Here is a 25,053-nt window from a genome sequence, read left to right on the forward strand (position 1 = left end):
GTGGGGATGTGCTGCTGCGACCTGCTGAGAAGCCGTCAGCTGGTGGGGGCTTGCGGGTGGAGCGGCCGAGTCACTCGACCATCACCACCGTGTTGTGCAGGCCGCTCGACCCGTTGGGTCGTGGCGCCGCACGGTCGGCGGTCTGCACCTGTCCCGTGGCGTCTGTCGCCCGGACGGTGAGTGTGTGGTTGCCCGGCGTCGCGTCCCAGCGGAAGGTCCACTGACGCCAGGTGTCGATGCTGTTCTCGGCCGCGAGCTTCGCGGGCTGCCAGTCGCCGTCGTCGACCTGCACCTCGACCTTGGTGATGCCGCGGCGCTGAGCCCAGGCGGTACCGGCCGCAACGGCGGGTCCGGCCTTGATCCGGGCGAAACCCTTCGGTACGTCGATCCGCGAGGAGGTCTTGATCGGCGCCTCGACCGACCAGCCACGGTCGGTCCAGTAGGCGCTGAAGTCCGAGAACTTGGTGACCTCGAAGTCGACGATCCACTTGGTCGCGGAGACGTATCCGTACAGGCCGGGGACCACCATCCGGACCGGGAATCCGTGATCGAACGGCAGGGGCTCGCCGTTCATCCCGAGAGCGAAGATCGCGTCCCGGCCGTCGGTGAGCGCCTGCAGCGGCGTACCGATGGTGAGGCCGTCGACGCTGGTCGACTTGACCGCGTCCGCGTCGCCCTGAACACCGGCTTCGCGCAGCAGTTCGGCGATCGGTACGCCGATCCAGCGGGCGTTGCCGACGTACGGGCCGCCGACCTCGTTGGAGACGCAGGTCAGGGTGATGTCGCGTTCGATCAGGCGTCGGTTGAGCAGGTCCGCGAAGCTCAGCCGCAGTTCGCGGTCGACCATGCCGTGGATGCGCAACTCCCAGGTGCGGGGATCGACCTTGGGCACGGTCAGCAGCGTGTCGACCCGGTAGAAGCTCGGGTTCGGGGTCACGAAGCGGCTGACGCCTGGTACGTCGGCTGCCACGCCGGCCGGCATCGGGCGCGCCTTGCTGGCGGGCACCGGGAGCTTGATCGCTCGCCGGGTCGCCTCGGTGACACCGTCGGGCAGAAGTTGCGAGGCTGCCAGGCCGCCGACACCGGCGACCCCCAGAGCCATGGTGGTCGCCATGAACTTGCGGCGGTCGAACCCGTCAGGCGCGTCGGCGGCAGGAGGCTCCGAGGAGCCGGAGCCGGAGCCGGAGCCCGAGCCCGAGGCGTCAGTGGAGCTGGTGGCGTCGGTGGAGCTGTTGGTGACCCCGCTGGGAGCCGAGACCGCAGCGTCGCGGGGAGCGGCGCTGTTCGGAGCGGACGACTCTGGCGCTGCTGAGGCGGAGGCGGCCGTTTCCGCCGCAGCGTGCCGGGGAGCGGCGGTGTTCGAAGCAGACGACTCCGGAGCTGCGGAGGCGGAGGCGGAGCCAGCCGGAGCGGCGGAGGGCGCGGGTGAGTCGGTGCGGTTGGAGCCTTCGGCGGCGGGGATGTTCCGGCGTCCGCCGCCACCGAAGGGACTGAGGGAGAAGGCGCGGAGCACCAGGATCATCCCGGTCGTTGCTATCAGCAACGTGATGATGCCGGGCAGGACCTGCACGAAGTGGTTGGCCGCCAGCGTGCGGCCGGTGGCCGCGGCGAGGATGGCCAGCGCGCCGAGCAGCACCGTCATCCCGACGGCGACCCGCGGCTTGGTGGCGCCGATCGCGCCTGCCACCAGGGCGAACACCGTCACGACGAGCAGGACGACACCGATCAGTACCGGCTTGTCCGCGGTGCCCAGGTTCTTGACTGCGAAGTCCTTGGCCGGGCCGGGCGCCAGATCGATCAACTGGGTGCCTACACCGACCACAGGTGACGTACCGCCGGCCAGCGAAGCGGTCAGCTCACCGAGGCCGAGTCCTGCGCCGGCGGCGAGCAAACCTCCCAGCGCTGCCAGGGCCTTGCGTTTCCTTGTGGTCATGCCAGTACTTCGGGCCCGACCACGGCCCGGATGGGTGCGGATCGAAGAAAGTTCTCAGCTTCCCGCGACCGGCCCCCAGGACTTCCTTACCTGTCAGGGATTCTGTGGCCCCGCGTAGTCCCCCGGCCAGTCGGCCCACCGGATCCGGCTGATGTCGCGGACCTCGCCGAGCGTGGACCACTCGTTGCGGCCGATCCGGGCCAGCGGCCGCAGCCGGGTGATCTCGGGGTGGTTCCCGTCCAGCATCGCCTCGTCGATGCTGATGTGCCGCACCTGACCGATCACCACGGTCGAGTCGCCCAGCTCCAAGGTGGTGTGCAGCGTGCACTCGATCGCGACCGGCGACTCCGCCACCCGCGGCACGGCGACCGTCGCGCTGGGTTCGAGGTGCAGCCCGACGGCGGCGAACTCGTCGACCTCCGGCGGGAAGTTCGTCGCCGTCGCGTTCACCTGCTCGAACAGCGGCTCGGCCGCGAAGTTGACCACGAACTCGCCGGTCGCCTCCACGTTGGTCAGGCTGTCCTTGCGCCCGACCGAGGTGAACTGCACCATCGGCGGGTCGACGCACGCCACCGTGAAGAACGAGTGCGGGGCCAGGTTGAGCACCCCCTCGGCCGACCGGGACGAGACCCACGCGATCGGCCGCGGCACGATCACCGCGGTCATCACGGCGTAGAAGTCCCTGTTGCTGACCAGTTCCGGATCCACGTTTCTCCGCACGTCCGCCAGTATGTCCTGCATGCAGTTCCTGCTCCGCGACACGCTGGCCACCCGGTACGGCGTACCGGCCGAAGCGATTCGCGAAGTACCGGGTGGTGTCGCCAACCGTGCCTACACGCTGGGCGACGACCTGTTCGTCCGCATTCCTCGCCGCGCCGCCTTCGAGGCCGATCTGGTCAAGGAGGCGACCGTCATCCCGCTGGCCCGCGCGGCCGGCGTACGCACGCCGCCGATCGTCGACTTCGACACCACCCGCGGTCTCGTCGACGCGCCGTACATGGTGCTCGAGCGTGTGCACGGCACCGACCTGGTCGAGGGCGCCACTCCCCCGTCAGGCTTCTGGCAGGAGCTGGGCCGTCAGCTCACCTTGCTGCACAAGGTCGCCCAGCAGCCGACAGGCGTACCGGCAGACGACGGAGGCGGCGATCCTCGCCCCACAGTGGACGGGCTGGCAACGAAGGGCTACCTCGATCTGGGGACGGCGCGCTGGCTGCTCGGCGTGTTCGATCACCTGGCGACGTACGTCGATCCGGGGCGGCCGCCAGTACTCCTGCACGGTGATGTGGGTCAGCAGAACCTCATGCTCCGGGACAACCAACTGCAGGCGATCATCGACTGGGGTGACGCCGCGTGGGGGCCACCCGGGATGGAGTTCGCCAAGCTCACGCTGGAACAGGTCGCCGCGACCCTGTCCGGCTACAGCGGCCGGGAGGGGCTGGAAGCCTCAGCGCTGTGGTTTCACCTGAGCTGGGGGCTCAGTGGCCTCACCAAGGGTCCGCAGCCGGGTCAGCGGCACTGGACCGCTCCCCCGGGCAGCCGGCTCCTCGGCGTACTGCGTTTCTATGCCTCGTCGCCGCCCGAGCCCTGGCCGGAGCTGCTCAGTCAGAAGACCGGCTACTGACACTCACAACTGCCGCGAAACAAGGGTTCGCCGCTTGTCACGACATGGGGCACACTGAGGAATTGTGACTGACTACGTAGCCGCTCAGGACCGGTACGACGACCAGATGACCTATCGGCGCAGTGGCCGCAGCGGACTGCGGCTGCCGGCCATCTCGCTGGGACTCTGGCACAACTTCGGCGGGGACAGGCCGCTCGACACCCAGCGCGACATCCTGCGCCGGGCGTTCGACCTCGGCGTCACCCACTTCGACCTGGCGAACAACTACGGCCCGCCGTACGGCTCGGCCGAGACCAACTTCGGCGGCCACTTCGCGCGCGACTTCAAGCCGTACCGCGACGAGCTGCTGATCTCCAGCAAGGCCGGCTACGACATGTGGCCGGGACCGTACGGTCAGGGCGGTGGCTCCCGCAAGTACGTGCTCGCCTCGCTCGACCAGTCGCTGGAGCGGATGGGCCTCGACTACGTCGACATCTTCTACTCCCACCGGTTCGACCCGGACACCCCGCTGGAGGAGACGATGGGCGCGCTCGACACCGCCGTCCGCTCCGGCAAGGCGCTGTACGCCGGCATCTCGTCGTACTCCGCCGAGAAAACCCGCGAGGCCGCCGCGATCCTCGACCAGCTCGGTACGCCGCTGCTGATCCACCAGCCGTCGTACTCGATGCTGAACCGCTGGATCGAGGAGGACCTGCTGGACGCCGTCGGCGAGCTGGGAGTCGGCGTGATCGCCTTCTCGCCGCTGGCCCAGGGGCTGCTCACCGACCGGTACCTGGACGGCATCCCGGAGGGGTCCCGGGCCTCCAAGGGCACCTCGCTGGGCACCGACCAGCTGACGGAGGAGACCCTGGGGCACGTCCGCGCGCTGAACGAGATCGCCCAGCAGCGCGGCCAGTCGGTCGCCCAGCTGGCCCTGGCCTGGACGCTGCGCGACGAGCGCGTCACCAGCGCGCTGATCGGCGCCTCCAGCGTCGCCCAGCTGGAGAACAACCTGGCCGCGGTCGGCAACCTGAAGTTCAGCCAGGCCGAACTGGACGCGATCGACGCCGACGCCGTCGAGGCCGGCATCAACCTGTGGAAGAAGAGCTCGGACCACTAGCGCGCCGAGGACAGCGATCGGGCCCGTCACCGCCGGATGCCTCCGGTGGGACGGGCCCGATCTGAAACCCGCCCCCACTGCGCCTGGTTGTGAGGGTGGGCCTGGTTCCCGCCGCCGCTGCGCCTGGTGTGCGGCGGTGGGACCCTGCGCCCTCCCCCGCTGCGCCTGGTGTGCGGGGGAGGACGGTTCGTGGGTTACTTCAGGGCGTCGATCGCCTTCTTCGCTCCGGGGTGCAGCTCGACCGGATCGGTAGCGGCGGCCTCCTCCAGTTTGATCCCCTTGGCCGCCGCGTTCACCGCGACCAGCGCGTCCTGGTTGTCGTAGATCGCCTTGGTCAGCTTCTCCGCCAGCTCGTCCGGCATGTTCCTCCGAACCAGCAGGACGTTCGGCACGATGATCGTCGCCACGTCACCCGGCTGCTTGTAGGTCGCCGCCGGAATGTTGCCCTGGGCATAGATCGTGCCGTAGGTCTTGTTCAGCGCGGGCAGCAGATCGGTGATCGGGATCAGCTTGACGTCCTTGCCGAGGCTGGTGGTCAGATCGGTGATGCCACCGGTCGGCAGCCCACCGGACCAGACCAGCGCGTCGATCGAGCCGGCCTTCATCCCGTCCACCGACTCCGGCAGCCCGAGCCGCTGCGCCTTGACGTCGCGGGCCGGGTCCAGCCCTGCCGCCGTGAGCAACCGCCGGGCGATCACCTCGGTGCCGGAGTTCGGCGAGCCGGTGGAGACCCGCTTGCCCTTCAAGTCGGAGAACTTGGTGATCCCGGCCGACGCACGGACCGCGACCTGGGTGTAGTTCGGGTAGAGCCGGGTCAGCGCGACCACGTCCTGCTTGGTCTTGAAGCTGTTCTCACCCTTGACCGCGTCGGCGGCGGTGTCGCCGAGGGAGAACGCGATGTCGTAGTTGCCGGCCACCAGTCCCTGGACGTTCTGCACCGAGGCGCCGGTCTCGCTGGCGGTCGCGCGGTAGCCCTCGACCTTCTCCGAGAAGACCTTCGCCATCGCGCCACCGAGCTGGTAGTAGACACCGGTCGTGTTGCCGGTGGCGATGGTGAGCCGGCCGCTGTCGGTCCCGGCTCCGCCGGCTTCAGGCTCTCGCTGTCCACCGCACGCGACCAGCGAGACGGCGGCAGCGACCGCGACCACGGCGGCGGGAAGACGTCGACTAGTTCTCATTGGTGGCGGGTCCTTCCGTTGGTCCGGTCAGGCGGTAGCGCCGGACCAGGTTGATGACGACGGCGACAACAAGCAAACCGATTCCGGCCGCGATGGTTACGGGCGCCAGGTAGAGCAGCAGCAACGCGGCCGGGACACAGAGCAGCCGCTCGGCCCAGCCGGCCGCGATCACGATCCAGCCACCCGTCACGACCGCCAGCGCCGCGACGGCGAGCATAGAGACCGCCAGGGTCCACACCATCCCGATCAGGCTGCCCTGTCCCAGCAAGTGAGCGCCGTTGTCGGTGAGCACGAACGCGAACGGCACCAGGAACGCGGGCAGCGTGTACTTCCAGGCCTGCCACATCGTCGGCATCACCTTGCCGCCGGTGATCGCGGAGGTCGCGACGGCGGCGAGCGCGGTCGGTGGCGACACCTCGGACAGGACCGCGTAGTAGAAGATGAACATGTAGGCCTCGGGCGCGGTGATGCCCAGCTGCACCAGCGCAGGCGCGATGATCACCGCAGCGATGATGAACGAGGCCGTCACCGGCACTGCCAGGCCGAGGATCAGGACGGCGAACGCCGACAGCACCACGGTCAGGATCAGCACCACGGTCTGGTTGTCGGTCAGCTCCTTGGCCGCGTCGACGATGATCGAGGCCAGGTTCAGGCCGAGCCCGGTCTGGGTGGTCACCGCGACGATCACCCCGGCGACCGCGCAGGTCGCCACCACCGGCAGCACCGAACGGGTGCCCTGGGCAAGCGCTTTGAACAGCGGCCCGGCGGTCAGCCGGTGCTCACGGTCCAGGAACGACAGCGCGATCTGCAGCAGGACGGCGTACACGACGGCCTTGAACGGCGGCACGTCCACCGCCATGAAGGCGATGATCACGAACAACGACAGGAAGTGGTAGCTGAACCTCTTCAGCAGCTTCCAGGCCGACTGGGTGGAGGCCTCCCCCTCGGTGGTGCCGTGCCGGCGGGCGTCCATCTCGATCGCGAGCAGGATGCCCAGGTAGTAGAGGATCGTCGGGATCACCGCGTAGCCGAGCACCGTCAGGTACGACACCTGGAGGAACTCGGCGATGATGAACGCGGCGGCGCCCAGCGTCGGCGGCGAGAGGATCGCGCCGATCCCGGCCGCGGCGAGCATGCCGCCCGCGGGCTCCGGCGGGTAGCCCGCGCGGCGCAGGATCGGCCACGACACGGTGCCCAGCGAGACGGCGGTCGCGGTACCGGAACCGGAGACGCTGCCGAGCAGGAAGCCGGCCAGGGTGACGGTCCGGCCGGGGGCGGTCCGGCTGCGCTTGAAGGCCGCGAAGGACAGGTCGATGAAGAACTTGCCGGCGCCGGAGTGGTCCAGCACGGCGCCGTAGATGGTGAAGAGCACGATGTAACTGGCGGCGACGTTCAGCGGCGTACCGTAGAAACCTGCCGTGCCCATCGTCAACTGGGCGATGATCGCGTCGAAGTTGAAGCCCTGGTGGGCCAGCGACCAGGTGTAGGGCAGGAAGCCGCCGTAGTACGCGTAGGCGACGAACAACAGGCTGACCAGCGGCAGGACCCAGCCCGTCGTACGGCGGCAGGCCTCGAGCAGCAGGACGAGCAGGAGAGCGCCGGTCAGTACGTCGAGACCCGTCGGAGCCTGCCGGCGCTCGAGGAAGCCGTCGAAGTCGAGCAGCGGATAGAGGCAGACCGCCAGCGCGACCAGCGCGAGGATCCAGTCGGTGACGCCCGGGTCGTCGGTCTTGCGGGCCTTGAACGGATTGACGAAGGCCGGCACCCGCCAGCCCCGATAGCACAACAAGGTGATCGGCAGGACGGCTGCGAGAAAGATCACTAAATAGAACTGCGTGCCGGCCGCCAGCGGAAAGAACACCTGGAGCAGTACGCCGACGCTGATCACGGCACACCAGACCGAGATCACCCGGTCCAGGGCAGGACGGAGTCGCCGAGCGGGCTTTTCCTGCTCGTACTCGGCCAGTTCGGACTCGGAGAGCGTGGCGCTGCCAGCCCCCGGTGTTGCACCGACAGTCATCGAACGGTTCCCTCCTGTGGTCGAAGGCTAGTGTTGCCGACCACGCCGTGCAGTCGCATGATTACGTCTTTACCAAGATCTGACACATAACCCTGCTCCCTGCCCTACGATCACGGCATGAGCGGCGCAGTCAGGATCTTGTTGGTCGAGGACGATCTCGATATCGCGAACGCTCTGATACCTGCGTTGCGCCGGTACGGGTTGATGGTGACGCACGTCCGGACGGCCGCGGACGCGCTCGCCGCCGACCCGGGTGACCTCGTGCTGCTCGACCTCGGACTCCCCGACGGTGACGGCATCAACGTGTGCCGGCAGATCCGCACGGTGTCGGATGTTCCGGTGATCGCGGTGACCGCCCGAGGCGAGGCGGCCGACCGCGTCCGGGGCCTGCGCAGCGGCGCCGACGACTATGTGGTCAAACCGTTCGCGATCTCCGAGCTGCTGGCCCGCATCGATGCTGTACTTCGCCGTACCGGTTTGCTGCAGCCCCGCCCCAGGGTGACCGTCGGAGACCTGACCGTCGATATCGAGGCACGGACGGTCCAGGTCGCCGACAAGCCCATCAGCCTGACCCGCAAGGAGTTCGACGTGCTAGCTGTGCTGGCCGCCCACCACGGCCGGGTGGTGCCGCGCGAGCAAGTCGCGCTGTACGCCTGGCAGTCCGTCTTCGAGGCTTCCTCGCGGACGATGGACGTGCACGTCGCGAGCCTTCGCGCCAAGCTCGGCCGACCCGAACTGGTGCAGACCATCCGCGGCGTCGGCTACCGCCTCGGTTCGGACTGACCGTTGCGCCGTCGCCTGCTGCAGTCCCTCGTCCCGATGCTGATCGCACTTGCCATCGTCGCCGCCGTCCCGCTGGCCAACTTCATCGCCACCGGTGCGTCCCGCACGCTCTTCCTGTCCCGCAGCAACGACGCGGACTGGTTCGCCACGATGGCGGAGGCGCCGCTGCAGTCCAGCGACGTCGCCAGCCTGCGTGAGCTCGCCGTCCGCTATCACCAGCTCTACAACACCCCGGTGTTCGTGGTCGACGTCGACAGCCGGGTGATCGCCACCTCGCGGTCCGGCGTGGTCGTGTCCGAGCCCGAGATCGCCAGGGCGCTGTCCAGCACGCTGGCCGGCCGGCTGCCCGCCGAGCCGCCGGCGCTGTGGCCGTGGCGCTCCGGCGACATGGTGGTGGCCCGCCCGGTCGTCAACAACGGCCGCGTCCTCGGTGCCGCCGTACTGCGGGTGCCGACCGAGCGTGCTCGCGACCAGGTGCAGAACGGCCTGCTGCTGCTCCTCGGTGGCCTGCTGATCAGCATCGGTGCCGTCGTCATCGGTATCGTCCGCCCGGTCACCCGCTGGGTACTGCGCCCGCTCAACGACCTCGACAACGCGACCCACCAGGTCACCCGCGGCGCACTCGACACCCGCGTCTCGACCGACGGCCGCGCCCCCGAACTGCGCCGGCTGGGCGACAGCTTCAACTCGATGGCCCTCAGCCTGCACCAGGCCCGCCAGCGCGAGCGCGAGTTCGTCGCCGACGCGTCCCACCAGCTCCGGACCCCGCTGACGTCGGCCCGGATCCACATCGAGGGCCTGTCCCGGCTGTCGCCGACCGCGCGGTTCGCGCTCAGCGACATCGACCGGCTCGGCCGGATCGTGCAGCGCCTGTCCCGGCTGGCCGGCTCCGACCGTCCAGGCGATGCCGAGGGCAACGAGGAGCCGCTGGACCTGGCCCAGGCCGTCAAGGAGCGTCTGGTCGGCTGGAAGGCCGTCTACGCCGCCGACGACCTGGAACTCATCATCGGCGAGATGGTGCCCGGCGGAGTCGCCTCGGAGCTCGAGGTGGACGACATCCTCGACGTACTGCTCGACAACGCCAGCAAGTACGGCGCCCCACCGGTCGAGGTGTCGGTCCTCCGCGACGGCACCGAGGTCGTCCTGTCGGTCCGCGACCACGGCCTGGGCCTCGGCTCCCGCGACCTGAAGAAGGTCGGCGAACGCTTCTGGCGCAGCGCCCACCACCGCGAGATGCCCGGCACCGGACTGGGCCTCGCGATCGTCCGCTCCGAAGCCGCGCGAGTCGGCGGACGGGTGGTCGCCCGGCCCCCGATCGGCGGCGGACTGGTGATCGAGGTCCGGGTGCCGTTGATCGACGACTACGAGGTCTAGTACTGCGCCCGCCCACGCGCGGCTCCTGCGTTAGCCCTCAAACAACGGCCAACAAGCGGCCGATGTATGCGGGGGCGACCGTTCGAACGGTGATCTCAGGGATGTCACCAGCATGAGCTTCAACAGCCAGATCGACGCCGACAGAGCCCGCACCACCGAAGAGTTGCTGCAGGAGCTTGAGACCCTCAGTAGCGACGGCACCCACGCGCGAATCGTCAATGAGAGTCGCGAACAGGCCAGCCACCTGACGAGCAGGAACAGCGGCCATGATGCGGTAGACATCGCCGGCATCTTTGTTGGTCAGGCGGGCCGGACGCGCAGCCGCACCGGCGACACGTTCGCTGATCTTGAACGCCTTGGCGACCAGCAGACCCGCCGGGCCTGCCACATTGACGCTGATCCTGCGCTCGTCGTTCGGGTCGAGGCCAGTGATCAGCATGGGGCTGCGGTCGATGACGCAGACCTCCAGGCCAGGCGTCGTACGGGCTGACATCTTGCCGTGGGGTGGGAGTCTGGCGCTTCGCCCTCCGGCGACCAGCTCCTTCGCGACAAGGAGGTCCAGTTCAATGGGAACGTCCTTGCCGGCGATGCGTTCAGTGCGTGCCCACAGACCAGGTTGATCGGGGTACATCAGTTCGAATCCGGCGACGCGTAACGCTTCATCAAGATGTGGCTGGTCTTCGAGCAGCAGAGGATCGATGCTCAAGTCCCCGTCAGAAGTGAACGGAGCGTTTCGGATGGCGGCGTCAGGTGTGCGTAGATAAACAGCCTGAGCCCCGACGACTGTCAGCGCACCTAGGTGAGGTCGCAGAGCTATGAGTCCATCAAGGAGCACACGGCGTGCTGCGATGGCCAACAAAGTCTGCTCTACGCCTGGGGGAACCTTGGACATACCTTCCTTGCTCCTACTCAACTACGAATTCGGATGCCAGAGTCCCAGTAGTTGGCTGGCCTACTCCCGAAGCCCGGCTTTCCGCCATAGGCCAGGATTCTCCTGCATGTACTTGAGGACCGCCTCGCCCTCAGCCGGCAGCCGGCCGGGGCCTGCGATGCAATCCAGAACGAGTTGACTCAGAGCAACTCGCCCGATTCCGTCATCCCGAGTGGCTCGCTCTTGAACGACCTTGTCCTCGGCCCGGAGAAGTAGCACGTCGGCGCCCTTTCTGACAGGAAGCAGGCCGAGTTCGTCACCGAGTTCGTCCGGTACGTTCGAAGCATCAGAAGGCAGATAAAGCATCAACTGCCCACCAACCGCGAGCGGTGCGACAGTTCGCGCCGCGTAGGACCCGGTGAGAAGAATCCGTTCACCGCCTCTCGCTGGAAGAGCGCGCAGTGCTTCGAGTACCGCGTCGATGCCATTCGGAGCGACCATGCCGACGTAGGAGCCCTGTCGTAGCAGGACGTACTGCTCGGCGCGAGCCCGCAACAGTTGGGGCCAATCCACGTCGGCGACCACCCGGCCTTGACGCCGGATCAATAGTTGGTCTTCAAGAACACCCAAAAGCCGGGACACGTAGGGAAGGCTGAGATCGGCCGCCTCGGCAAGCTCTCCAGCTCGGTACGGCGGTGCGATATCTGTCAGGAGCCGCACCAGACGGCCGGCTTTAGGCCCCGCCAGCGTCGTTCTGCTGGCCCGCGTCGGGCTGGACCGCGGAGGTCGGCTGTCCCCCTGGGTGTAGATCGCGATAGCCGGCCTTGCCACTCGGAGAAAGGCGTTGCCGGTGAGGTCGATGTACCCGATCTCGTTCTCACGCAGGAGTAGCTGTATGCGCTGCGAGATCCAAGGAGTGATTACGAGTGGTGTGGTGTAGCGATTCACCCGCCGGACGAGGTCCAGCTTGGGCAGCAGTTGCTCCTCGATGACTCGAGGAGTGACATCTTCTTCGAGGTTGACCAGTAGCTGCGTGAAAACACCGTCGCCTGCTGACCTGACCTGCACCAACGCGTCGCGAGAGCGCTCCTTCATGACCGCCTGCTCGCTGACGTCGAGAGTGATCTCCCAGGTATCCCCAAGGAGGTCTCTCAGAACCTGAAGCCCTTGTTCGAGCAGGGACTCCGAGGCTGGCTCACTGAAGTCCACGCTTCATACTTGCACACAAAATATTACCTCACAAGAAAACTTGCCCAGAAAGGCAGGTTTTCTCTAGAAGGCATCTTCAATCTGGCGCAAGTTTGCCCCCAAGACCGGCTTGCCTTCGACAAGCAAGCCCGTGCGCAGGCAAGCGGCCCATGGTCACCTCGAGCCGGCGACGGAGGAGCCGCGCGTGGGTGGGCGTAGTACGGGCGATCAGATGTGGTTGGTGCGGTACCAGCGCTCGGCTGCCGGGTGCAGCGGGATGGGCATGGTGGCGATGGCCGAGCGGGCGTCGAGGGAGCCTGCTTCGGGGTGGACCTTCATCAGGTCGGCCTGGCGGCGGAACATCGTGTTCAGGGTCCACCAGGCCCAGGAGTCGGACAGGCCGCGCTTGGCCAGCAGGTAGTTCGGTACGGCGAGGGTCGGGACCGCGCTGGCCAGGGAGTAGATCGACGGCGGGATCGAGGACAGGACGTACCCGCCGAAGCGTTGCTGGGCGATGGCGTTGGCCGTGACGCCGATGTCGACCAGCCGGAAGCCGATCGTCGACTGCAGCTCCTTGATCGGGGTGGTGGGCAGGCCCCCGCTCCAGATCAGTGCGTCGATCCCGTTGGGAACGTTCGGGTTCTCCGCCTTGGCCTTGAGCATCTTCACCGCCGTGACCAGGTTGTAGTTCACCGTCCGCACCGGCTTGAGTTTGGGGTTCGAGCCGTCGATGCCGGCCTTGGCGATGATCCGGTCGGCCACCACCTTCGTCCCCGACAGCTTCGGGCCGACGCTGACGACCTTGCCCGCGAGGTCGGCGAGGGTGGAGATCTTGGAGGCGGTCGGCACCACCACGTGCACGTAGTTGTCGTAGACCCGCGCCAGCGCGTTGAACCGCAGGGCGCCGGAGCTGAAGGATTCTTTCCCCTCGAAGGCGTCCAGCGCCGAGTCCGACAGGCTGAAGGCGATGTCGACGGTACCTCGGTCGAGCATCCGCAGGTTCTGCACCGAGCCCTCGGTCGGGACGGCATCCATCCGGACGCCGGTCACCTCGGTGACCAGATTGGCCAGGCCGGCGCCGTAGATCGCGTACACGCCGTCCGGGTTGCCGGTGGCGATCTTGGCCGGTCCGGCCGGGGCCGGCTCGTTCGACTTGCCGCGGGAGCATCCCGGCGTCACCAGGGTGGCCGCTGCGGCGGCTCCGAGTCCGAGCACGTTGCGGCGGTTCAGGAGGCGGGGACGGTCCATGGGAACAACCTAGAGGGCAAGTGGTCCCTGAGCTACTCACAGTGCTGCAACGAACAGGGTGTGGACGGGCCCCGGGTGGATGTGACAGCGTTGTCATCGCACCGGCCGCCAGGGCCACGCCAGACCGTCATCGGAGGATGATTTCGTGCACGACGACCGTCAACTCATCGAGGAGCGGCTCCAGCGCGCCCTGCGGGAGCGGATCCGCCCCGCGATCTACGGCGCGGCCGTCCCGCTGGACATCAAGGTGTGGCACGCACCTGGTGAGCCGGTGCCGCCCGCCGAGGCGCTCGCCGCGTCCTACGAGCCGGCCGAGATCGGCCTGCCGTGGGGTCCGGCCTGGGGCACCGCGTGGTTCCACTTCAGCGGCCAGGTGCCGGCCGAGTGGGCCGGCCGCGAGATCGAGGCGGTCATCGACCTCGGCTTCAGCGGCGGCCCGGGCTTCTCGGCGGAGGGCCTGGTGCACACCACCAAGGGCGTCCCGCTGAAGGGCCTGCACCCGCGCCAGACCTACGCGCCGCTGTCGATCCTCGGCCCGGACGGTACGGCGGCGTCGGCCGGCGACAGCATCGAGTTCTACGTCGAGGCGGCTGCCAACCCCGAAGTACTCGGCTACAACGCCTTCGCCCCGATCTCCTCCGACATGGGCTCCAAGCCGGAGCCGGGTGGCAAGCCGATCTACCAGCTCACCCGCGCCGACCTGGCGGTCTTCAACGCCGACGTCTGGGACCTGATCCTCGACCTGGAGGCGCTGAACGGCCTGCAGAAGGAGCTGCCCAAGCAGGAGCCGCGCAGCCGCGAGATCCTGCGGGCGCTGAGCCGCGCGCTCGACGTACTGGACTACGAGGACGTCGCCGGCACGGCGGCCGACGCCCGCGCCGAGCTGACCGACGTCCTGAGCCGGCCGGCGCACACCAGCGCGCACCAACTGTCCGCCGTCGGGCACGCGCACATCGACTCCGCCTGGCTCTGGCCGCTGCGGGAGACCCGGCGCAAGGTGGCCCGCACGATCTCCAACGTCGCCACCCTGGCCGAGGAGTACCCCGAGCTGGTCTTCGCCTTCTCGCAGGCCCAGCAGCACGCCTGGGTGAAGGAGAACTACCCGGAGGTCTGGGAGCGGCTGAAGAAGGCCGTTGCCGAGGGCACCATCGTCCCGGTCGGCGGGATGTGGGTGGAGTCCGACACCAACCTGCCCGGCGGCGAGGCGCTGGCCCGGCAGTTCGTGCACGGCAAGCGGTTCTTCCTGGACGAGTACGGGATCGACACCCAGGAGGTCTGGCTGCCGGACTCGTTCGGCTACACCGCGGCGCTGCCGCAGCTGGTCAAGCTGTCCGGCTCGAAGTGGTTCCTGACCCAGAAGATCTCCTGGAACCAGAAGAACAAGTTCCCGCACCACACCTTCTGGTGGGAGGGCCTCGACGGCACCCAGGTGTTCACCCACTTCCCGCCGATCGACACCTACAACTCCGACCTGTCCGGCCGCGAGCTGGCGCACGCCCAGCGCAACTTCGCCGAGAACGGCTCCGCGACCCGCTCGCTGGTCCCGTTCGGGTACGGCGACGGCGGTGGCGGCCCCACCCGCGAGTTCGTCGCGACGGCCCGCCGGGTGGCCAACCTGGAGTCCTCGCCGCGGGTGACGATCGAGTCGCCGACCGAGTTCTTCAGCGCCGCCCAGGAGGAGTACCCGAACGCGCCGGTCTGGTCGGGTGAGCTCTACCTGGAGATCCACCGCGCGACGTACACCTCGCAGGCCAAGACCAAGCAGGGCAACCGGCGCAGCGAGCACCTGCTCCGCGAGGCCGAGCTGTGGTCCGCCGCGGCCGTGGTGGCCGGCAAGCTCGACGTCTACCCGTACGAGGAGCTGGACCGGATCTGGAAGGCCGTGCTGCTGAACCAGTTCCACGACATCCTGCCGGGCAGCTCGATCGCCTGGGTGCACCGCGAGGCCGAGGCGACGTACGCGGGTCTGGCCGCCGAACTCGAGGCGATCATCGGCCGGGCCCAGCAGGCGCTGGCCGGCACCGGCAACGCGCAGATCGTCTTCAACGGCGCTCCGCACGCCCGCGAGGGCATCGCCGGTCTCGGCGCCGGGATCACCGTCGGCGAGGGCCCGGCGGCGACGATCGAAGGCGGTGTCCTCGACAACGGCGTGATCCGGGTGACGATCGACGAGCGCGGCCTGATCACCAGCCTGTACGACGTGGCCGCGAGCCGCGAGGTGATCGCGCCGGGCAGTACCGCGAACCTCCTGCAGCTGCACGTGGACACCCCGAACCAGTGGGACGCCTGGGACGTCGACTCGTTCTACAAGAACAACGTCCGCGACGTGACCGAGGTCGACAGCGTCGAGTTCAGCACCGTCGAGGGAGTCGCCACGGTCGTGGTGAAGCGTTCGTTCAACCGGTCCAGCGTCACCCAGACGCTGCGGCTGCGACCGGGCGCGAAGCGGGTCGACATCGAGACCTCGATGGACTGGCACGAGTCGGAGAAGTTCCTCAAGGCGTCCTTCCCGGTCGACGTGCACGCCGACCGCTCCGCCTCGGAGACGCAGTTCGGGCACATCTTCCGGCCGACCCACCAGAACACCTCGTGGGACGCGGCCAAGTTCGAGATCGCGGCGCACCGCTGGGTGCACGTCGGCGAGCCCGGCTACGGCGTTGCCGTGGTCAACGACTCGACGTACGGGCACGACGTCAACCGGACCGCGCGGGAGGACGGCGGCAGCACCACCACGATCCGTACCTCGCTGATCCGCGCGCCGCGCTTCCCCGACCCGCAGACCGACCAGGGCGTGCACGTGGTCAACCACGCGCTCGTCGTCGGCGCCGGCATCCCGGAGGCGATCGAGGAGGGCTACCGGATCAACCTGCCGGAGCGGGTGGTGACCGGGGCCGAGGGCACCGACCCGATCGTTGCCCTCGACAACGGCAATGTGATCGTCGAGGCGGTCAAGCTGGCCGACGACCGGTCCGGCGACGTCGTCGTCCGGCTCTACGAGTCGTCCGGCGGCCGGGCGCGCGCCACCCTCACCACCGGCTTCGCCGCCGCGTCGGTGACGGAGGTCGACCTGCTCGAGCGCCACCTGGCCGACCGCGACCTGGCGGACAACTCGGTCAGCTTCGAGCTCCGCCCGTTCCAGATCCTCACCCTGCGCTTCAAGCGCAGCTGATCCAGTCGAACCATCAGAAGGCCGCCCCGCCGATTCGACGGGGCGGCCTTCTGCCGTTGCTCAGCCCGCCGGCGAGTTCCGGCGTACGTCGGTCCACGCCGCGTCGACGCACAGGCCACAGGCCGGACCGGTGAATTCGGCCGCCGCAGCGGTGTTGCCCGTCAGCCGGTAGGCGAACCAGGCGGTCACCACACCCCGGTACCCACCTCCGTCACCGCTCGGTTCGAGATGCGTTGCCTCACGCAATGATCCGTAGACGGCCGGCACCTGGGTCGCCTGCTTCCACATCGCCACCACCAAAGCGGCCGGAACGATGGTGTCCCGCCCGCCGGACAGGAAGAGCGCCGGTCCCTTCAGCTTCCCCGATGCAGCCAACGGCCCCGGCTGGATGGGGACAGTGGTGTCGATCCGCTCGTCCAGACCGGCGTTGATCGCCCCCATGCCTCCTTGCGAGTGCCCGGCCGCGCCGATCTGCTGCAGATCGACATGCCGGTGGAACTCGCTGCCCGCGTCGCCGTCGAACCGCGCGAGCAGGTCGATCCCGGCTCGCATCTCCAGCCCCGTCCCGGAGAACGGCGTGTTGGCCGCCGCCACGATGAACCCGTGACTGGCGAGATGCCGCAGTAGTCCGCTGTAGACCCCTGGCACGACTCCTGTCCCGTTACCCCACAGCACCACCGGACGGCGCCCCGTCAGCACCGCCGGATAGTAGAGCGTGTGAGCCGCCAGCACCTTGACCTTCACCGCGGAGGTTCCAGGCAGAGCCCATTGCTGATCGATACCGGCCGGCTGTCCGGCCGAGGCCGGAGCAGTCACCATGCCCAGCGACATAATTGCCGCTAGCAACAGAGCGGGTAGACGCTTCATCAGCGCGTCGCTCGGGCGGCCACGATCCGCCCGAAGGCGGCCATGCCGGCTTGGCTCGGGTGGAGCGGGGCAGCGATCGAGCTGGGGACCAGGCCTTCGAGCCAGCGTTGGCTGCTGGGGGCGCAGGCGTCGTGGCCGATGCTCGGCGTACGAAGGTCCACGTACTCCGCACCGTGGGCAGCGGCCTGCTGGGCAAGCATCGTGTTCAGGCGGTCGACGGTGGCCTGGAGGTAGTTCGCGTCGACAGGCCAGACCGGGACGAGCGGGTAGCAGCCGTTCGGGCGGATGTAGGTGCCGTAACCGGTCACCAGGATCTTCGCGTTCGGCGACAGCTGGCGGATGCGGTCGAGCGCGGCACCGACCGAGGGGCCTGCTGCCGTGATGCGGGCTGCCAACTGGTCCTTCCCGCCTGCGGTGAAGCGCGATTTGCAGGAGACTCCGGCGGGCGCCGGGAGCAGGTTGATGCAGCTCAGCGCGGCTGTCACCAGTCCGGTGTCGTTCCCGCCGATGGCGACCGTCACCAGGTCGGTCGTCAGCTTCAGCGCGGAGAACTGCGGCGGCACGAAGCCGAACTGCTTGCTGGTGAAGTCAGGGACCACCGCCCCCGAGCAGGACACGTCGGTCAGCCGCGCACCGAGCTGCTTGGCCGCGATGTGCGGATAGTTGACGCTCGACCGCAGACAGGCCAGGTCGATCTGCCACGGGATCAGCGGGCCGGCCGCTGACGAGTCACCGATCGCGACGTACTCCAGCGGGGCCGTCTCCAGTGGGTCCGCGGCCTGTGCGACCGCCGGGGCCGAAACCAGCAAACCGGTCAGCAGCGCCGCCGCCCCGGCCAGGCCCAGTGAGCGTCTTCCGAACATCGTCACCCTCCGCGTTTTCTCGAACACCAGATACTTACGGGTAATGTTCGACCACAAAGCACGACCAGGTCGCTGGGGCGCGCCCCAGACTTCAGGGGGCATCGGTTGTGACGGATCACAAACTGCTGGTCGGCGGCATCCCGGCGCACGAAGTACTGACGCGCAGCCTCGGGCTGCTGGTCGACGCCGTCCTGGAGCAACTGGTCGCCGAGATCCCGCTCTACACGCAACTCCCGCAGGAGGAGTTGCAGGGCGACATCCGGCGGGTGATCGACCGGAGCCTGCGAGCCTTCATCGAGACCTTCAGGACAGGTCGGCCACCGAGCGGCGAGGCCCTCGCGCCACTTCGCGAGTCAGCCACCCGCCGGGCCGAGGAAGGCGTGCCCCTCGAAGCCATCCTGGCGGCGTACCACCTGGGTGGGCGGATCTGCGCGGACCACGTCGCCGCCGGCTTCCGCCCCGAGGAACTGGCCGACGCGCTCACCCTGAACCGGCTCATCCTCGACTTCCTGCAGACCGTCACCGCCGTGGTCTCCGCCAGCTACTTCGAGGAGCGCCAGATCATCGCGGGCGAGGATCTGGCCACCCGCCAGTCCCTCCTGACCACCCTCCTCGACGGCGGTCCCGCCACCGAGGTCGCGCGCCGCGCAGGCCTCCACCTGCCCAGCCGGTACGCCGTTCTGGGGCTGGCTTTCGGCGCGCACGCCGACGAGCAACAGCCCGGCGTGGACATCAAGATCGTTGCCAGACGCAAGCTTCGGCGCATCCGGCTGGAGCTCGACCGGACCGACGGAGGGCCGTCGATGTCGAGCTTGACCCCGGTGGACGGCATTGCTCTGCTGAGCGAATCACCTGCTTCGCTGGAAGAGTTGAGACAACGGATGAGCAGGGCGGCCGGCGTACAGGTGACTGTGGCGGCGGCCGGCGCAGTACCGGAGGAAGTGCCGGCCGCGGTGGCCTTGGTGCGCGAACTGCTGGAGGTCGTGCGGATCTATCGGCTGCCGGCCGGGGTGCATCGGCTCGAGGATCTGGTCCTCGAGTACCAGTTGACCAGGCCGAGCCCGGCGCGCGATCAGCTCGCCGGGCTGATGACTCCCCTGGCGACTCGACCGGATCTGCTGCAGACGCTGCGCTGCTACCTGAGCCACGGGCGGAATCGCCGGCAGACCGCCGCCGAGCTGCACGTCCATGCCAACACGGTCGACTACCGGTTGCGGCAGGTCGGCAAGCTCACGGGCCTCGATCCGGCTCAGACAGAGCAACTTCCTCGCCTGGTTGCCGCGCTGGCCGCCCACGACGCCTCCTAGCCGGCGGAGCGAGCGCGCCACTCGGCCGACTCCCGTCGTTCACGGAGCTGTCGTAGCGTGGCCGTGAGACCTGGGAGGTGCCATGACCCCGCCTACGCCCTTGCTCGGAGCACGCACGCTCGATCGGGAGACCGCGCGCTCGCTGCCGCCCGGATCGCGGCTGCCGACGTTCGTCCAGACGGTGATGTTCGCGCGGCATCGCAAGACGTTCTTCCCGCGGCTGCGGGCGCGGTACGGGGATGTGTTCACGATCCGGCTGGTTCCGTCGAGCCGGGTCGTGGTGGTGCTGAGCAGACCGGAGCACATCCGCGAGGTGTTCGGTACGCCGCCGTCGATCGCGCACGCGGGTGAGGGCAACACCGCGCTGGCGCCGATCATGGGGCAGCACTCGTTGCTGCTGGTCGACGACGAGGACCATGTCCGGATGCGGCGGCAGCTGATGCCGGCCTTCAACGGGCACGCGCTGCGCGGGTACGCCGAGATGATCGCCCGGCTGGCGCGGGACGAGGTCGGGAAGTGGCCGGTCGGTACGCCGTTCCGGCTGCACGACCGGATGCGCGACCTCACCCTCGAGGTGATCCTGCAGGTGGTCTTCGGCGTGACGGACTCGGACCGGCTGGACCGGTTGCGCCCGCTGGTCGAGAAGATCGTCTCGGTCGGACCGGTGATCATGCTCGGCGGCTTCTACCCGGTCCTGCTCGAGCTGCCCCCGTGGCGGACGTTCCTGCGCGCCCAGCGGCAGGTCGACGAGATCCTGTACGACGAGATCGCCCGCCGGCGGACCGACCCGAAGCTTGCCGAGCGCAACGACGTACTGTCGAAACTGCTTGCCGCCGGCACCTGGTCGGACGTCGAACTCCGCGATCAGCTGGTCACTCTGCTGCTGGCCGGCCACGAGACCACCGCGACCTCGCTGGCCTGGGCCTTCCACGAGTTGGCGCGGCGACCCGACCAGCTCCGAGCCGGTCAGCAGGCCGCCGACGCCGGCGACGACGCCTACCTGGATGCCATGGGCAAGGAAGCACTTCGCCTGCATCCGGTCGTCTACCAGGTGGGCCGTCGGCTCACCGCGACGGCCGAGATCGCCGGCTACCGCCTTCCCCGAGGCACCACCCTGATGGCCGCGATCGGTCTGGTCCATAGCGACGAGCAGAACTTCTCCGACGCCCGCATCTTCCGCCCGGACCGCTTCCTCGGCGACACTCCGCCCGCCCCCGGCACCTGGATCCCCTTCGGCGGCGGCACCCGCCGCTGCATCGGCGCCGGCTTCTCCCTGCTGGAGTCCACCGAGATCCTCCGCGCGGCCCTCACCCAGTACGACGTACAGGCGCCGGATCCCACCCCCGAACCAGCCAAACCCCGCAACGTCACCCTGGTTCCCGCCAACGGCTGCACCATCACCGCCACGAAGCGCACCTAGCTCCAACTAGGCGACCGGCAACCAACGGCTCCGTTCAACTTCCGCAGCGCGGCGGCGAGACCCTCAGACGAGGTGCCCGCCGCCATCACGCAGCAGCAACCACGGAAACCCCGTGGTCAGTCCTCCAGATCCCCCACATCACCGAGATCCACGTCGCGGACGGCATCCAGCCCGCTCTCGTCGTCCCCGTCCAGCTCGAACGGCTCGTCGTCGTCGATGACGTGGACAGCCGCCTCCTCCGCACTGGCCGCCGCACCGTCGAAGCCGACGTCCGCGGCCACCAGATCCTTCTCCTCGTCGTCCCCGGCGCCCTGGTCCGGCGCGACCAGCCGCCCGGAGCGGACCTGCCCGACCTCCGGACCGCCGACGTTCTCGCCGTCCTCGGCGTACGGGTCGATGTCCGGCTCCTCCTGCGCGATTCGCTGGTCCAGCGTCTCGCCCTCCAGCGCCTCGTCGGCGGTGGTGCCGAAGCCTTCGCCCGCGGACCACTTCTCCGGCGGCGAGTAGCCCTCGTCCAGCAGGTCGTCCACGCCCCGGTCGTTCAGCGTGTCCGAAGCCTGCAACTGGTCCTCGTCGTCGACGCTGTAGTTGCCGTAGTCCTCACGGTTGTTGTCGGTCATGCCACCACCCTCGCTGTCCGGGCCACCCGAATCAAGGCGGCACCCGGCAGCCCCGGCCGCCGCTGTCCGCCGACATCCCCGATGATGGACAGATGGACCCGGTCCGGCTGACCCTGGAGCAGTTGCGCGAACTGCGCGTCGACATCGCGCCCCGGGCCGCCCGCCGCTCGCGCGCGTCGGTCAACCGCCGCCTCGAGCGCTGGCGCGACCGCGCCTTCTTCATCGCCCAGTGCGCCCTGGCCGCCGCCCTCGCCTGGGCGCTGGCCCGCTACGCCCTCGGCCACCAGCAACCGTTCTTCGCCCCGGTCGCGGCGATGGTCTGCCTCGGCTTCAGCTTCGGTCAGCGCCTGCGCCGGGTCGCCGAGGTGATGGTCGGCGTCGCCGTCGGGGTGGGCGTCGGCGATCTCTTCGTCCGGTTGTTCGGCACCGGCGTCGTCCAGATCGTCTTCGTCGTCGCGCTGGCGATGAGCATCGCGGTGCTGCTCGGCGCAGGCACCCTGATGACCACCCAGGCCGGCGTCCAGGCCGCGATCGTGACCACCCTGCTGCCCAGCGACGGCGCCGCCTTCAACCGCTGGCTGGACGCCGTACTGGGCGGCGTGGTCGCTCTGGCGGCGGCGACCATCGCCCCCGCGGCCGCGATCAGGCGCCCGAGGCAACAAGCGACCGGCGTACTCAACGAGCTCGCCGCGATCCTGATCGCGACCGCCGACGGTCTGCGCGCTCACGACGAAGCGGCGCTCACCGACGCCCTCCGCCGCGCCCGCGAGAGCGAGAGCCTGCTGGACGACCTCCGCAGCGCGGCTCAGGAAGGCGTCGCGGTCGTCCAGCTGTCCCCGTTCCGCCGCCGGCACCGCGGCCGGGTGCAGGAGATCGCCGACCTGGTGATCCCGCTCGACCGCGCGATCCGCAACGTCCGCGTCCTCGTCCGCCGCGCCGCGGTCTCCGTCTGGCGCGACGAACGGATGCCCGAGGAGTACCCGCTCCTGCTCGACCGCCTCGCCGACGGCACCCGGCTGATCGCCGAGTCCCTCTTCGAACCCGCCGCCGACGTCGCCGCCCACCGCGTCCTGGGCGAGCTCGGCCGCCGTACCGCGGTCCTCCCCACCCCACCCGGCCTCTCCGCCGTGGTGGTCCTCGGCCAGATCCGCTCCACCGTCGTGGACCTGCTCGAACTCACCGGCACCACCTACGACGAAGCCCGGGCCCTGGTCCCCCTCAGACCGGACGGCCTGGACGAGAAGTAGTTGACATTCTCCCCGGAGTGCACCAGGGATTCTCGACCGCTAGGCGGCCGGTTGATTGGCGCTGCCAGCCGGGGCTGGGCTTCTGCGCCCGGACACCGCATGTCCTGCGGCCGGGAGACTGCTCAGGGCGCGGTTGAGGATCACCACCGCGGCATTGGTGTCGGCATGAGCCAGATGTCCACAGGCTTCGCACTCGAAGACCGCTTGGCTCTCGCGGTTTCCGGGTGCGCAGTGCCCACAGGCCGCGCAAGTCCGACTGGTGTTCGTCGGGTTCACCCGCACCACGCGAGCCGAACCCATCTTGTCCTCGAGTCTGGTCTGGAACCTTCCCCACAGCGACGCGAGAATCGACCGATTCAATCCGGATTTAGCTCTGGATCCGTTGGGCAGGAACGCCCCTGGCTGGTCGGGATCAGGCTTCGTGGCCGGCCGCCGAACCATGTTCCTGACCCGGAGGTCCTCGACCGCGATCAAGGCATAGCCGGAAGCAAGACGTGTGGTGGTCTGCTCGATCCAGTCGGTACGCCGGTTCGCCAGCCTTCTCCGCAGTACCGCCATCTGGTCCAGCGTGGCCTGACGGCGACGTGAGCCACCATTCTTCCGGCGAAGTACATGCTTGGTCTGCCGCGTCAACCGCCGCTCCAGGAGCAGGAGCCGCGCTCGCTCGACGGCAGTGAGCGCAGGAGCCTGGAACATCCGGCCGTCGCTGGTGGCGAGAGTGTTTCTCACGCCCCGATCGATCCCTGCCGTCGACTCCGACCCGGACAAGACCTTCGCCGCGGGGGGAGTGGTAAGCGCGACATGCCAGCGGCCATGACGAAGGGTGATGCGGGCCGAAGTGCCCTGCGTGATCTCTGCCCAGCTTCGACTGAGCCTGAACCGCACCCGGCCGACCTTTGGCACGGTGACCGTGCCCCACCTTCGATTCAGTCGACGGACAGCAAAATCCCGCACCACAAACCCACCGACTCGGTCATCCCGGCGCTTGAACACCGGATATCTGGCCCGCCCTGCGTAGAAGTTCGCGAACGCCTGGTCAAGGTCCCGTAATGCTGCCTGCTGCACTGATGACGAGCCTGCGCGAAGCCACGGTAGCTCAACTCGAAGCCGTGTCAGCTCGCGCATCTGTGTTGCTTTGGTGATGCGTACGGCGTCCAGACTCCCGTGCTCGGGATGGGAGCCGCGATCGTGTTTTTCCCGCCGCCAGAAAGAACGCTGTTCGAGGCCGAGGTTGAATACGAAACGAGCGTCATCCACATGTTTCCTGAGCCCGACGGCTTGGTCGGGCCTTGGATAGAGACGCTGCCGGATACTCACGCCGGCAACGCTAGACAGGACCACCGACAATCAGAAGCTGACAGTGTGTCACCGCTCACACCAAAAAAGTTTCTGGAAATCTCCGTCATACCTGGTGACCTGGTGCGTCTCACCAGCATGACGATCCACCGACTGATGACAGTCATCGCCAGCGAGCAGGTTCAGCTGCGCCGCGATGACCGCAGCGACAAGACGGCCGCCACGGCCGCCTCAGTGGTCCCCACCGACGACCGGAGCGACGCCGCCGCCGAGCAGTAAGGCGCGAACCGGACGGACGGGCAGGCGGCGCCCCCGGACGATCTTCCCCACCGAGGTAGATCGCACGGACGTCGCACGACGCAAGAGGCGCCCTTGTGCGAGCGCGTCGCCTGCCCCGTCACCGGGTGCTCAGCCACAGCGAGCACCCGAAAAGAACCACCCGCTGGTCATCCTGACGCCGATTGCGCGAGGCTCAGGCCGGCCCGGGTGGTTCTTTCTTTTCCTACCCCACCACCACTTCGGTGGTCACCGAGTTCGCGATGAAGCACTCCTGATGCGACAAATGGTGCAACCGGTCCAGCACCGCCTGGTCGGGTGTCTCGCCCGCGAACGTGATCACCGGGTGCAGCGTCACCTTCGTGATCGCCGTCCGGCCGGCCTCGTTCTTGGCCATCACCCCGACCGCGTGATCGACGTACGAGTCGACCACCAGCCGTTTCTTCGCCGCGATCGCGAGGAAGGTGAGCATGTGGCACGACGACAGCGCCGCCACGAAGGCCTCCTCCGGGTCAACCGTGCCGGAGTCCGTCCCCAGGTACGCCGGGTTGGCCGACCCGGGCACCGTCACTCCGCCGTCGAAACGCCACTCGTGGTCACGGTTGTAGCTCTGGTAGGTGAACTCGTGCTCACCACGGCTCCACCGGACGTCGACCACGTGCTCCGACATGGG

General features: G+C 68.5%; 21 protein-coding genes. 9 read left to right on the top strand and 12 right to left on the bottom strand.

Translation table 11 applies throughout. The features are described from left to right. Window positions 1–70: 70 nt before the first annotated feature. Together OX958_RS32310 and OX958_RS32315 are read right to left on the bottom strand one after the other, a co-directional pair. Window positions 71–1,933: a molybdopterin-dependent oxidoreductase gene (locus OX958_RS32310; RefSeq protein ID WP_270134005.1), complete on the bottom strand. Its 1,863-nt coding sequence runs from the start codon at window positions 1,931–1,933 to the stop codon at window positions 71–73. Between the two features lie 93 nt (window positions 1,934–2,026). Next, window positions 2,027–2,653, bottom strand: a complete 627-nt coding sequence (locus OX958_RS32315) for a flavin reductase family protein (RefSeq protein ID WP_270134006.1) — start codon at window positions 2,651–2,653, stop codon at window positions 2,027–2,029. 19 nt (window positions 2,654–2,672) lie between these two features. Here OX958_RS32315 and OX958_RS32320 point away from each other — a divergent pair, with 19 nt between their 5' ends. Next, window positions 2,673–3,554, top strand: coding sequence for a phosphotransferase family protein (locus OX958_RS32320; protein ID WP_270134008.1), 882 nt, complete (start codon window positions 2,673–2,675; stop codon window positions 3,552–3,554). 64 nt (window positions 3,555–3,618) lie between these two features. Further along, the gene (gene mgrA / locus OX958_RS32325; RefSeq protein ID WP_270134010.1) at window positions 3,619–4,653 is read left to right on the top strand and encodes an L-glyceraldehyde 3-phosphate reductase; all 1,035 of its coding nucleotides are present in this window, start codon (window positions 3,619–3,621) and stop codon (window positions 4,651–4,653) included. Window positions 4,654–4,847: 194 nt separating this feature from the next. Here the strand turns inward: mgrA and OX958_RS32330 are convergent, their stop codons facing one another. Both OX958_RS32330 and OX958_RS32335 read right to left on the bottom strand, forming a co-directional pair. Next, window positions 4,848–5,831: a TAXI family TRAP transporter solute-binding subunit gene (locus OX958_RS32330; protein WP_270134012.1), complete on the bottom strand. Its 984-nt coding sequence runs from the start codon at window positions 5,829–5,831 to the stop codon at window positions 4,848–4,850. After that, on the bottom strand, window positions 5,821–7,851 hold the full coding sequence (locus tag OX958_RS32335) for a TRAP transporter permease (protein ID WP_270134014.1): 2,031 nt from the start codon (window positions 7,849–7,851) through the stop codon (window positions 5,821–5,823). The genes OX958_RS32330 and OX958_RS32335 overlap by 11 nt, the downstream gene beginning before the upstream one ends. Before the next feature lie 117 nt (window positions 7,852–7,968). On the opposite strand from OX958_RS32335, the gene OX958_RS32340 reads away from it, so the two are divergent. Together OX958_RS32340 and OX958_RS32345 are read left to right on the top strand one after the other, a co-directional pair. Then, window positions 7,969–8,634 (top strand): response regulator transcription factor, encoded by a 666-nt coding sequence (locus OX958_RS32340; protein ID WP_012918592.1) that lies wholly within the window; start codon window positions 7,969–7,971, stop codon window positions 8,632–8,634. 36 nt (window positions 8,635–8,670) lie between these two features. After that, window positions 8,671–10,008, top strand: coding sequence for a sensor histidine kinase (locus tag OX958_RS32345; protein ID WP_270134016.1), 1,338 nt, complete (start codon window positions 8,671–8,673; stop codon window positions 10,006–10,008). Between the two features lie 37 nt (window positions 10,009–10,045). On the opposite strand, the gene OX958_RS32350 is transcribed toward OX958_RS32345, so the two are convergent. The 3 genes from OX958_RS32350 to OX958_RS32360 all read right to left on the bottom strand — a co-directional run bounded on the left by OX958_RS32350 (window position 10,046) and on the right by OX958_RS32360 (window position 13,315). Then, a complete protein-coding gene (locus tag OX958_RS32350; RefSeq protein WP_270134018.1) occupies window positions 10,046–10,714 on the bottom strand; it encodes a hypothetical protein in 669 nt (222 codons plus the stop codon). 246 nt (window positions 10,715–10,960) lie between these two features. Next, on the bottom strand, window positions 10,961–12,088 hold the full coding sequence (locus OX958_RS32355; RefSeq protein WP_270134019.1) for a hypothetical protein: 1,128 nt from the start codon (window positions 12,086–12,088) through the stop codon (window positions 10,961–10,963). Window positions 12,089–12,295: 207 nt separating this feature from the next. Beyond that, the gene (locus OX958_RS32360) at window positions 12,296–13,315 is read right to left on the bottom strand and encodes a TAXI family TRAP transporter solute-binding subunit (RefSeq protein ID WP_270134020.1); all 1,020 of its coding nucleotides are present in this window, start codon (window positions 13,313–13,315) and stop codon (window positions 12,296–12,298) included. A gap of 145 nt (window positions 13,316–13,460) precedes the next feature. On the opposite strand from OX958_RS32360, the gene OX958_RS32365 reads away from it, so the two are divergent. Then, the gene (locus tag OX958_RS32365; protein WP_270134021.1) at window positions 13,461–16,484 is read left to right on the top strand and encodes an alpha-mannosidase; all 3,024 of its coding nucleotides are present in this window, start codon (window positions 13,461–13,463) and stop codon (window positions 16,482–16,484) included. Window positions 16,485–16,544: 60 nt separating this feature from the next. Here OX958_RS32365 and OX958_RS32370 read toward each other — a convergent pair whose 3' ends face one another. Then, window positions 16,545–17,351 (bottom strand): poly(ethylene terephthalate) hydrolase family protein, encoded by an 807-nt coding sequence (locus OX958_RS32370; protein ID WP_270134023.1) that lies wholly within the window; start codon window positions 17,349–17,351, stop codon window positions 16,545–16,547. Next, window positions 17,351–18,214 (bottom strand): SGNH/GDSL hydrolase family protein, encoded by an 864-nt coding sequence (locus OX958_RS32375; RefSeq protein WP_270134024.1) that lies wholly within the window; start codon window positions 18,212–18,214, stop codon window positions 17,351–17,353. Before OX958_RS32375 ends, OX958_RS32370 begins: the two co-directional genes overlap by 1 nt. Before the next feature lie 107 nt (window positions 18,215–18,321). Here OX958_RS32375 and OX958_RS32380 point away from each other — a divergent pair, with 107 nt between their 5' ends. Then, window positions 18,322–19,521: a PucR family transcriptional regulator gene (locus tag OX958_RS32380; protein ID WP_270134026.1), complete on the top strand. Its 1,200-nt coding sequence runs from the start codon at window positions 18,322–18,324 to the stop codon at window positions 19,519–19,521. 82 nt (window positions 19,522–19,603) lie between these two features. Next, window positions 19,604–20,941 carry a cytochrome P450 gene (locus OX958_RS32385; RefSeq protein WP_270134027.1) on the top strand — a complete coding sequence of 446 codons (1,338 nt, stop codon included), beginning with the start codon at window positions 19,604–19,606 and terminating at the stop codon, window positions 20,939–20,941. A gap of 116 nt (window positions 20,942–21,057) precedes the next feature. Here the strand turns inward: OX958_RS32385 and OX958_RS32390 are convergent, their stop codons facing one another. After that, the gene (locus OX958_RS32390) at window positions 21,058–21,561 is read right to left on the bottom strand and encodes a DUF5709 domain-containing protein (RefSeq protein WP_270134028.1); all 504 of its coding nucleotides are present in this window, start codon (window positions 21,559–21,561) and stop codon (window positions 21,058–21,060) included. Between the two features lie 92 nt (window positions 21,562–21,653). Between OX958_RS32390 and OX958_RS32395 the strand changes: the two genes are divergently transcribed. Then, window positions 21,654–22,808 (top strand): FUSC family protein, encoded by a 1,155-nt coding sequence (locus OX958_RS32395; RefSeq protein WP_270134029.1) that lies wholly within the window; start codon window positions 21,654–21,656, stop codon window positions 22,806–22,808. A 39-nt stretch (window positions 22,809–22,847) separates the two neighbouring features. Here the strand turns inward: OX958_RS32395 and OX958_RS32400 are convergent, their stop codons facing one another. Beyond that, the gene (locus OX958_RS32400; RefSeq protein ID WP_270139188.1) at window positions 22,848–24,065 is read right to left on the bottom strand and encodes an RNA-guided endonuclease InsQ/TnpB family protein; all 1,218 of its coding nucleotides are present in this window, start codon (window positions 24,063–24,065) and stop codon (window positions 22,848–22,850) included. Between OX958_RS32400 and OX958_RS32405 the strand changes: the two genes are divergently transcribed. Then, complete coding sequence (locus OX958_RS32405) at window positions 23,982–24,383, top strand: hypothetical protein (RefSeq protein WP_270139217.1); 402 nt, start codon at window positions 23,982–23,984, stop codon at window positions 24,381–24,383. The genes OX958_RS32400 and OX958_RS32405 overlap by 84 nt on opposite strands. A 223-nt stretch (window positions 24,384–24,606) precedes the next feature. On the opposite strand, the gene OX958_RS32410 is transcribed toward OX958_RS32405, so the two are convergent. After that, window positions 24,607–25,050, bottom strand: a complete 444-nt coding sequence (locus OX958_RS32410; RefSeq protein ID WP_270134031.1) for an OsmC family protein — start codon at window positions 25,048–25,050, stop codon at window positions 24,607–24,609. Window positions 25,051–25,053 lie beyond the last annotated feature (3 nt).

The organism is Kribbella sp. CA-293567, assembly GCF_027627575.1.
Classification (GTDB): domain Bacteria; phylum Actinomycetota; class Actinomycetes; order Propionibacteriales; family Kribbellaceae; genus Kribbella.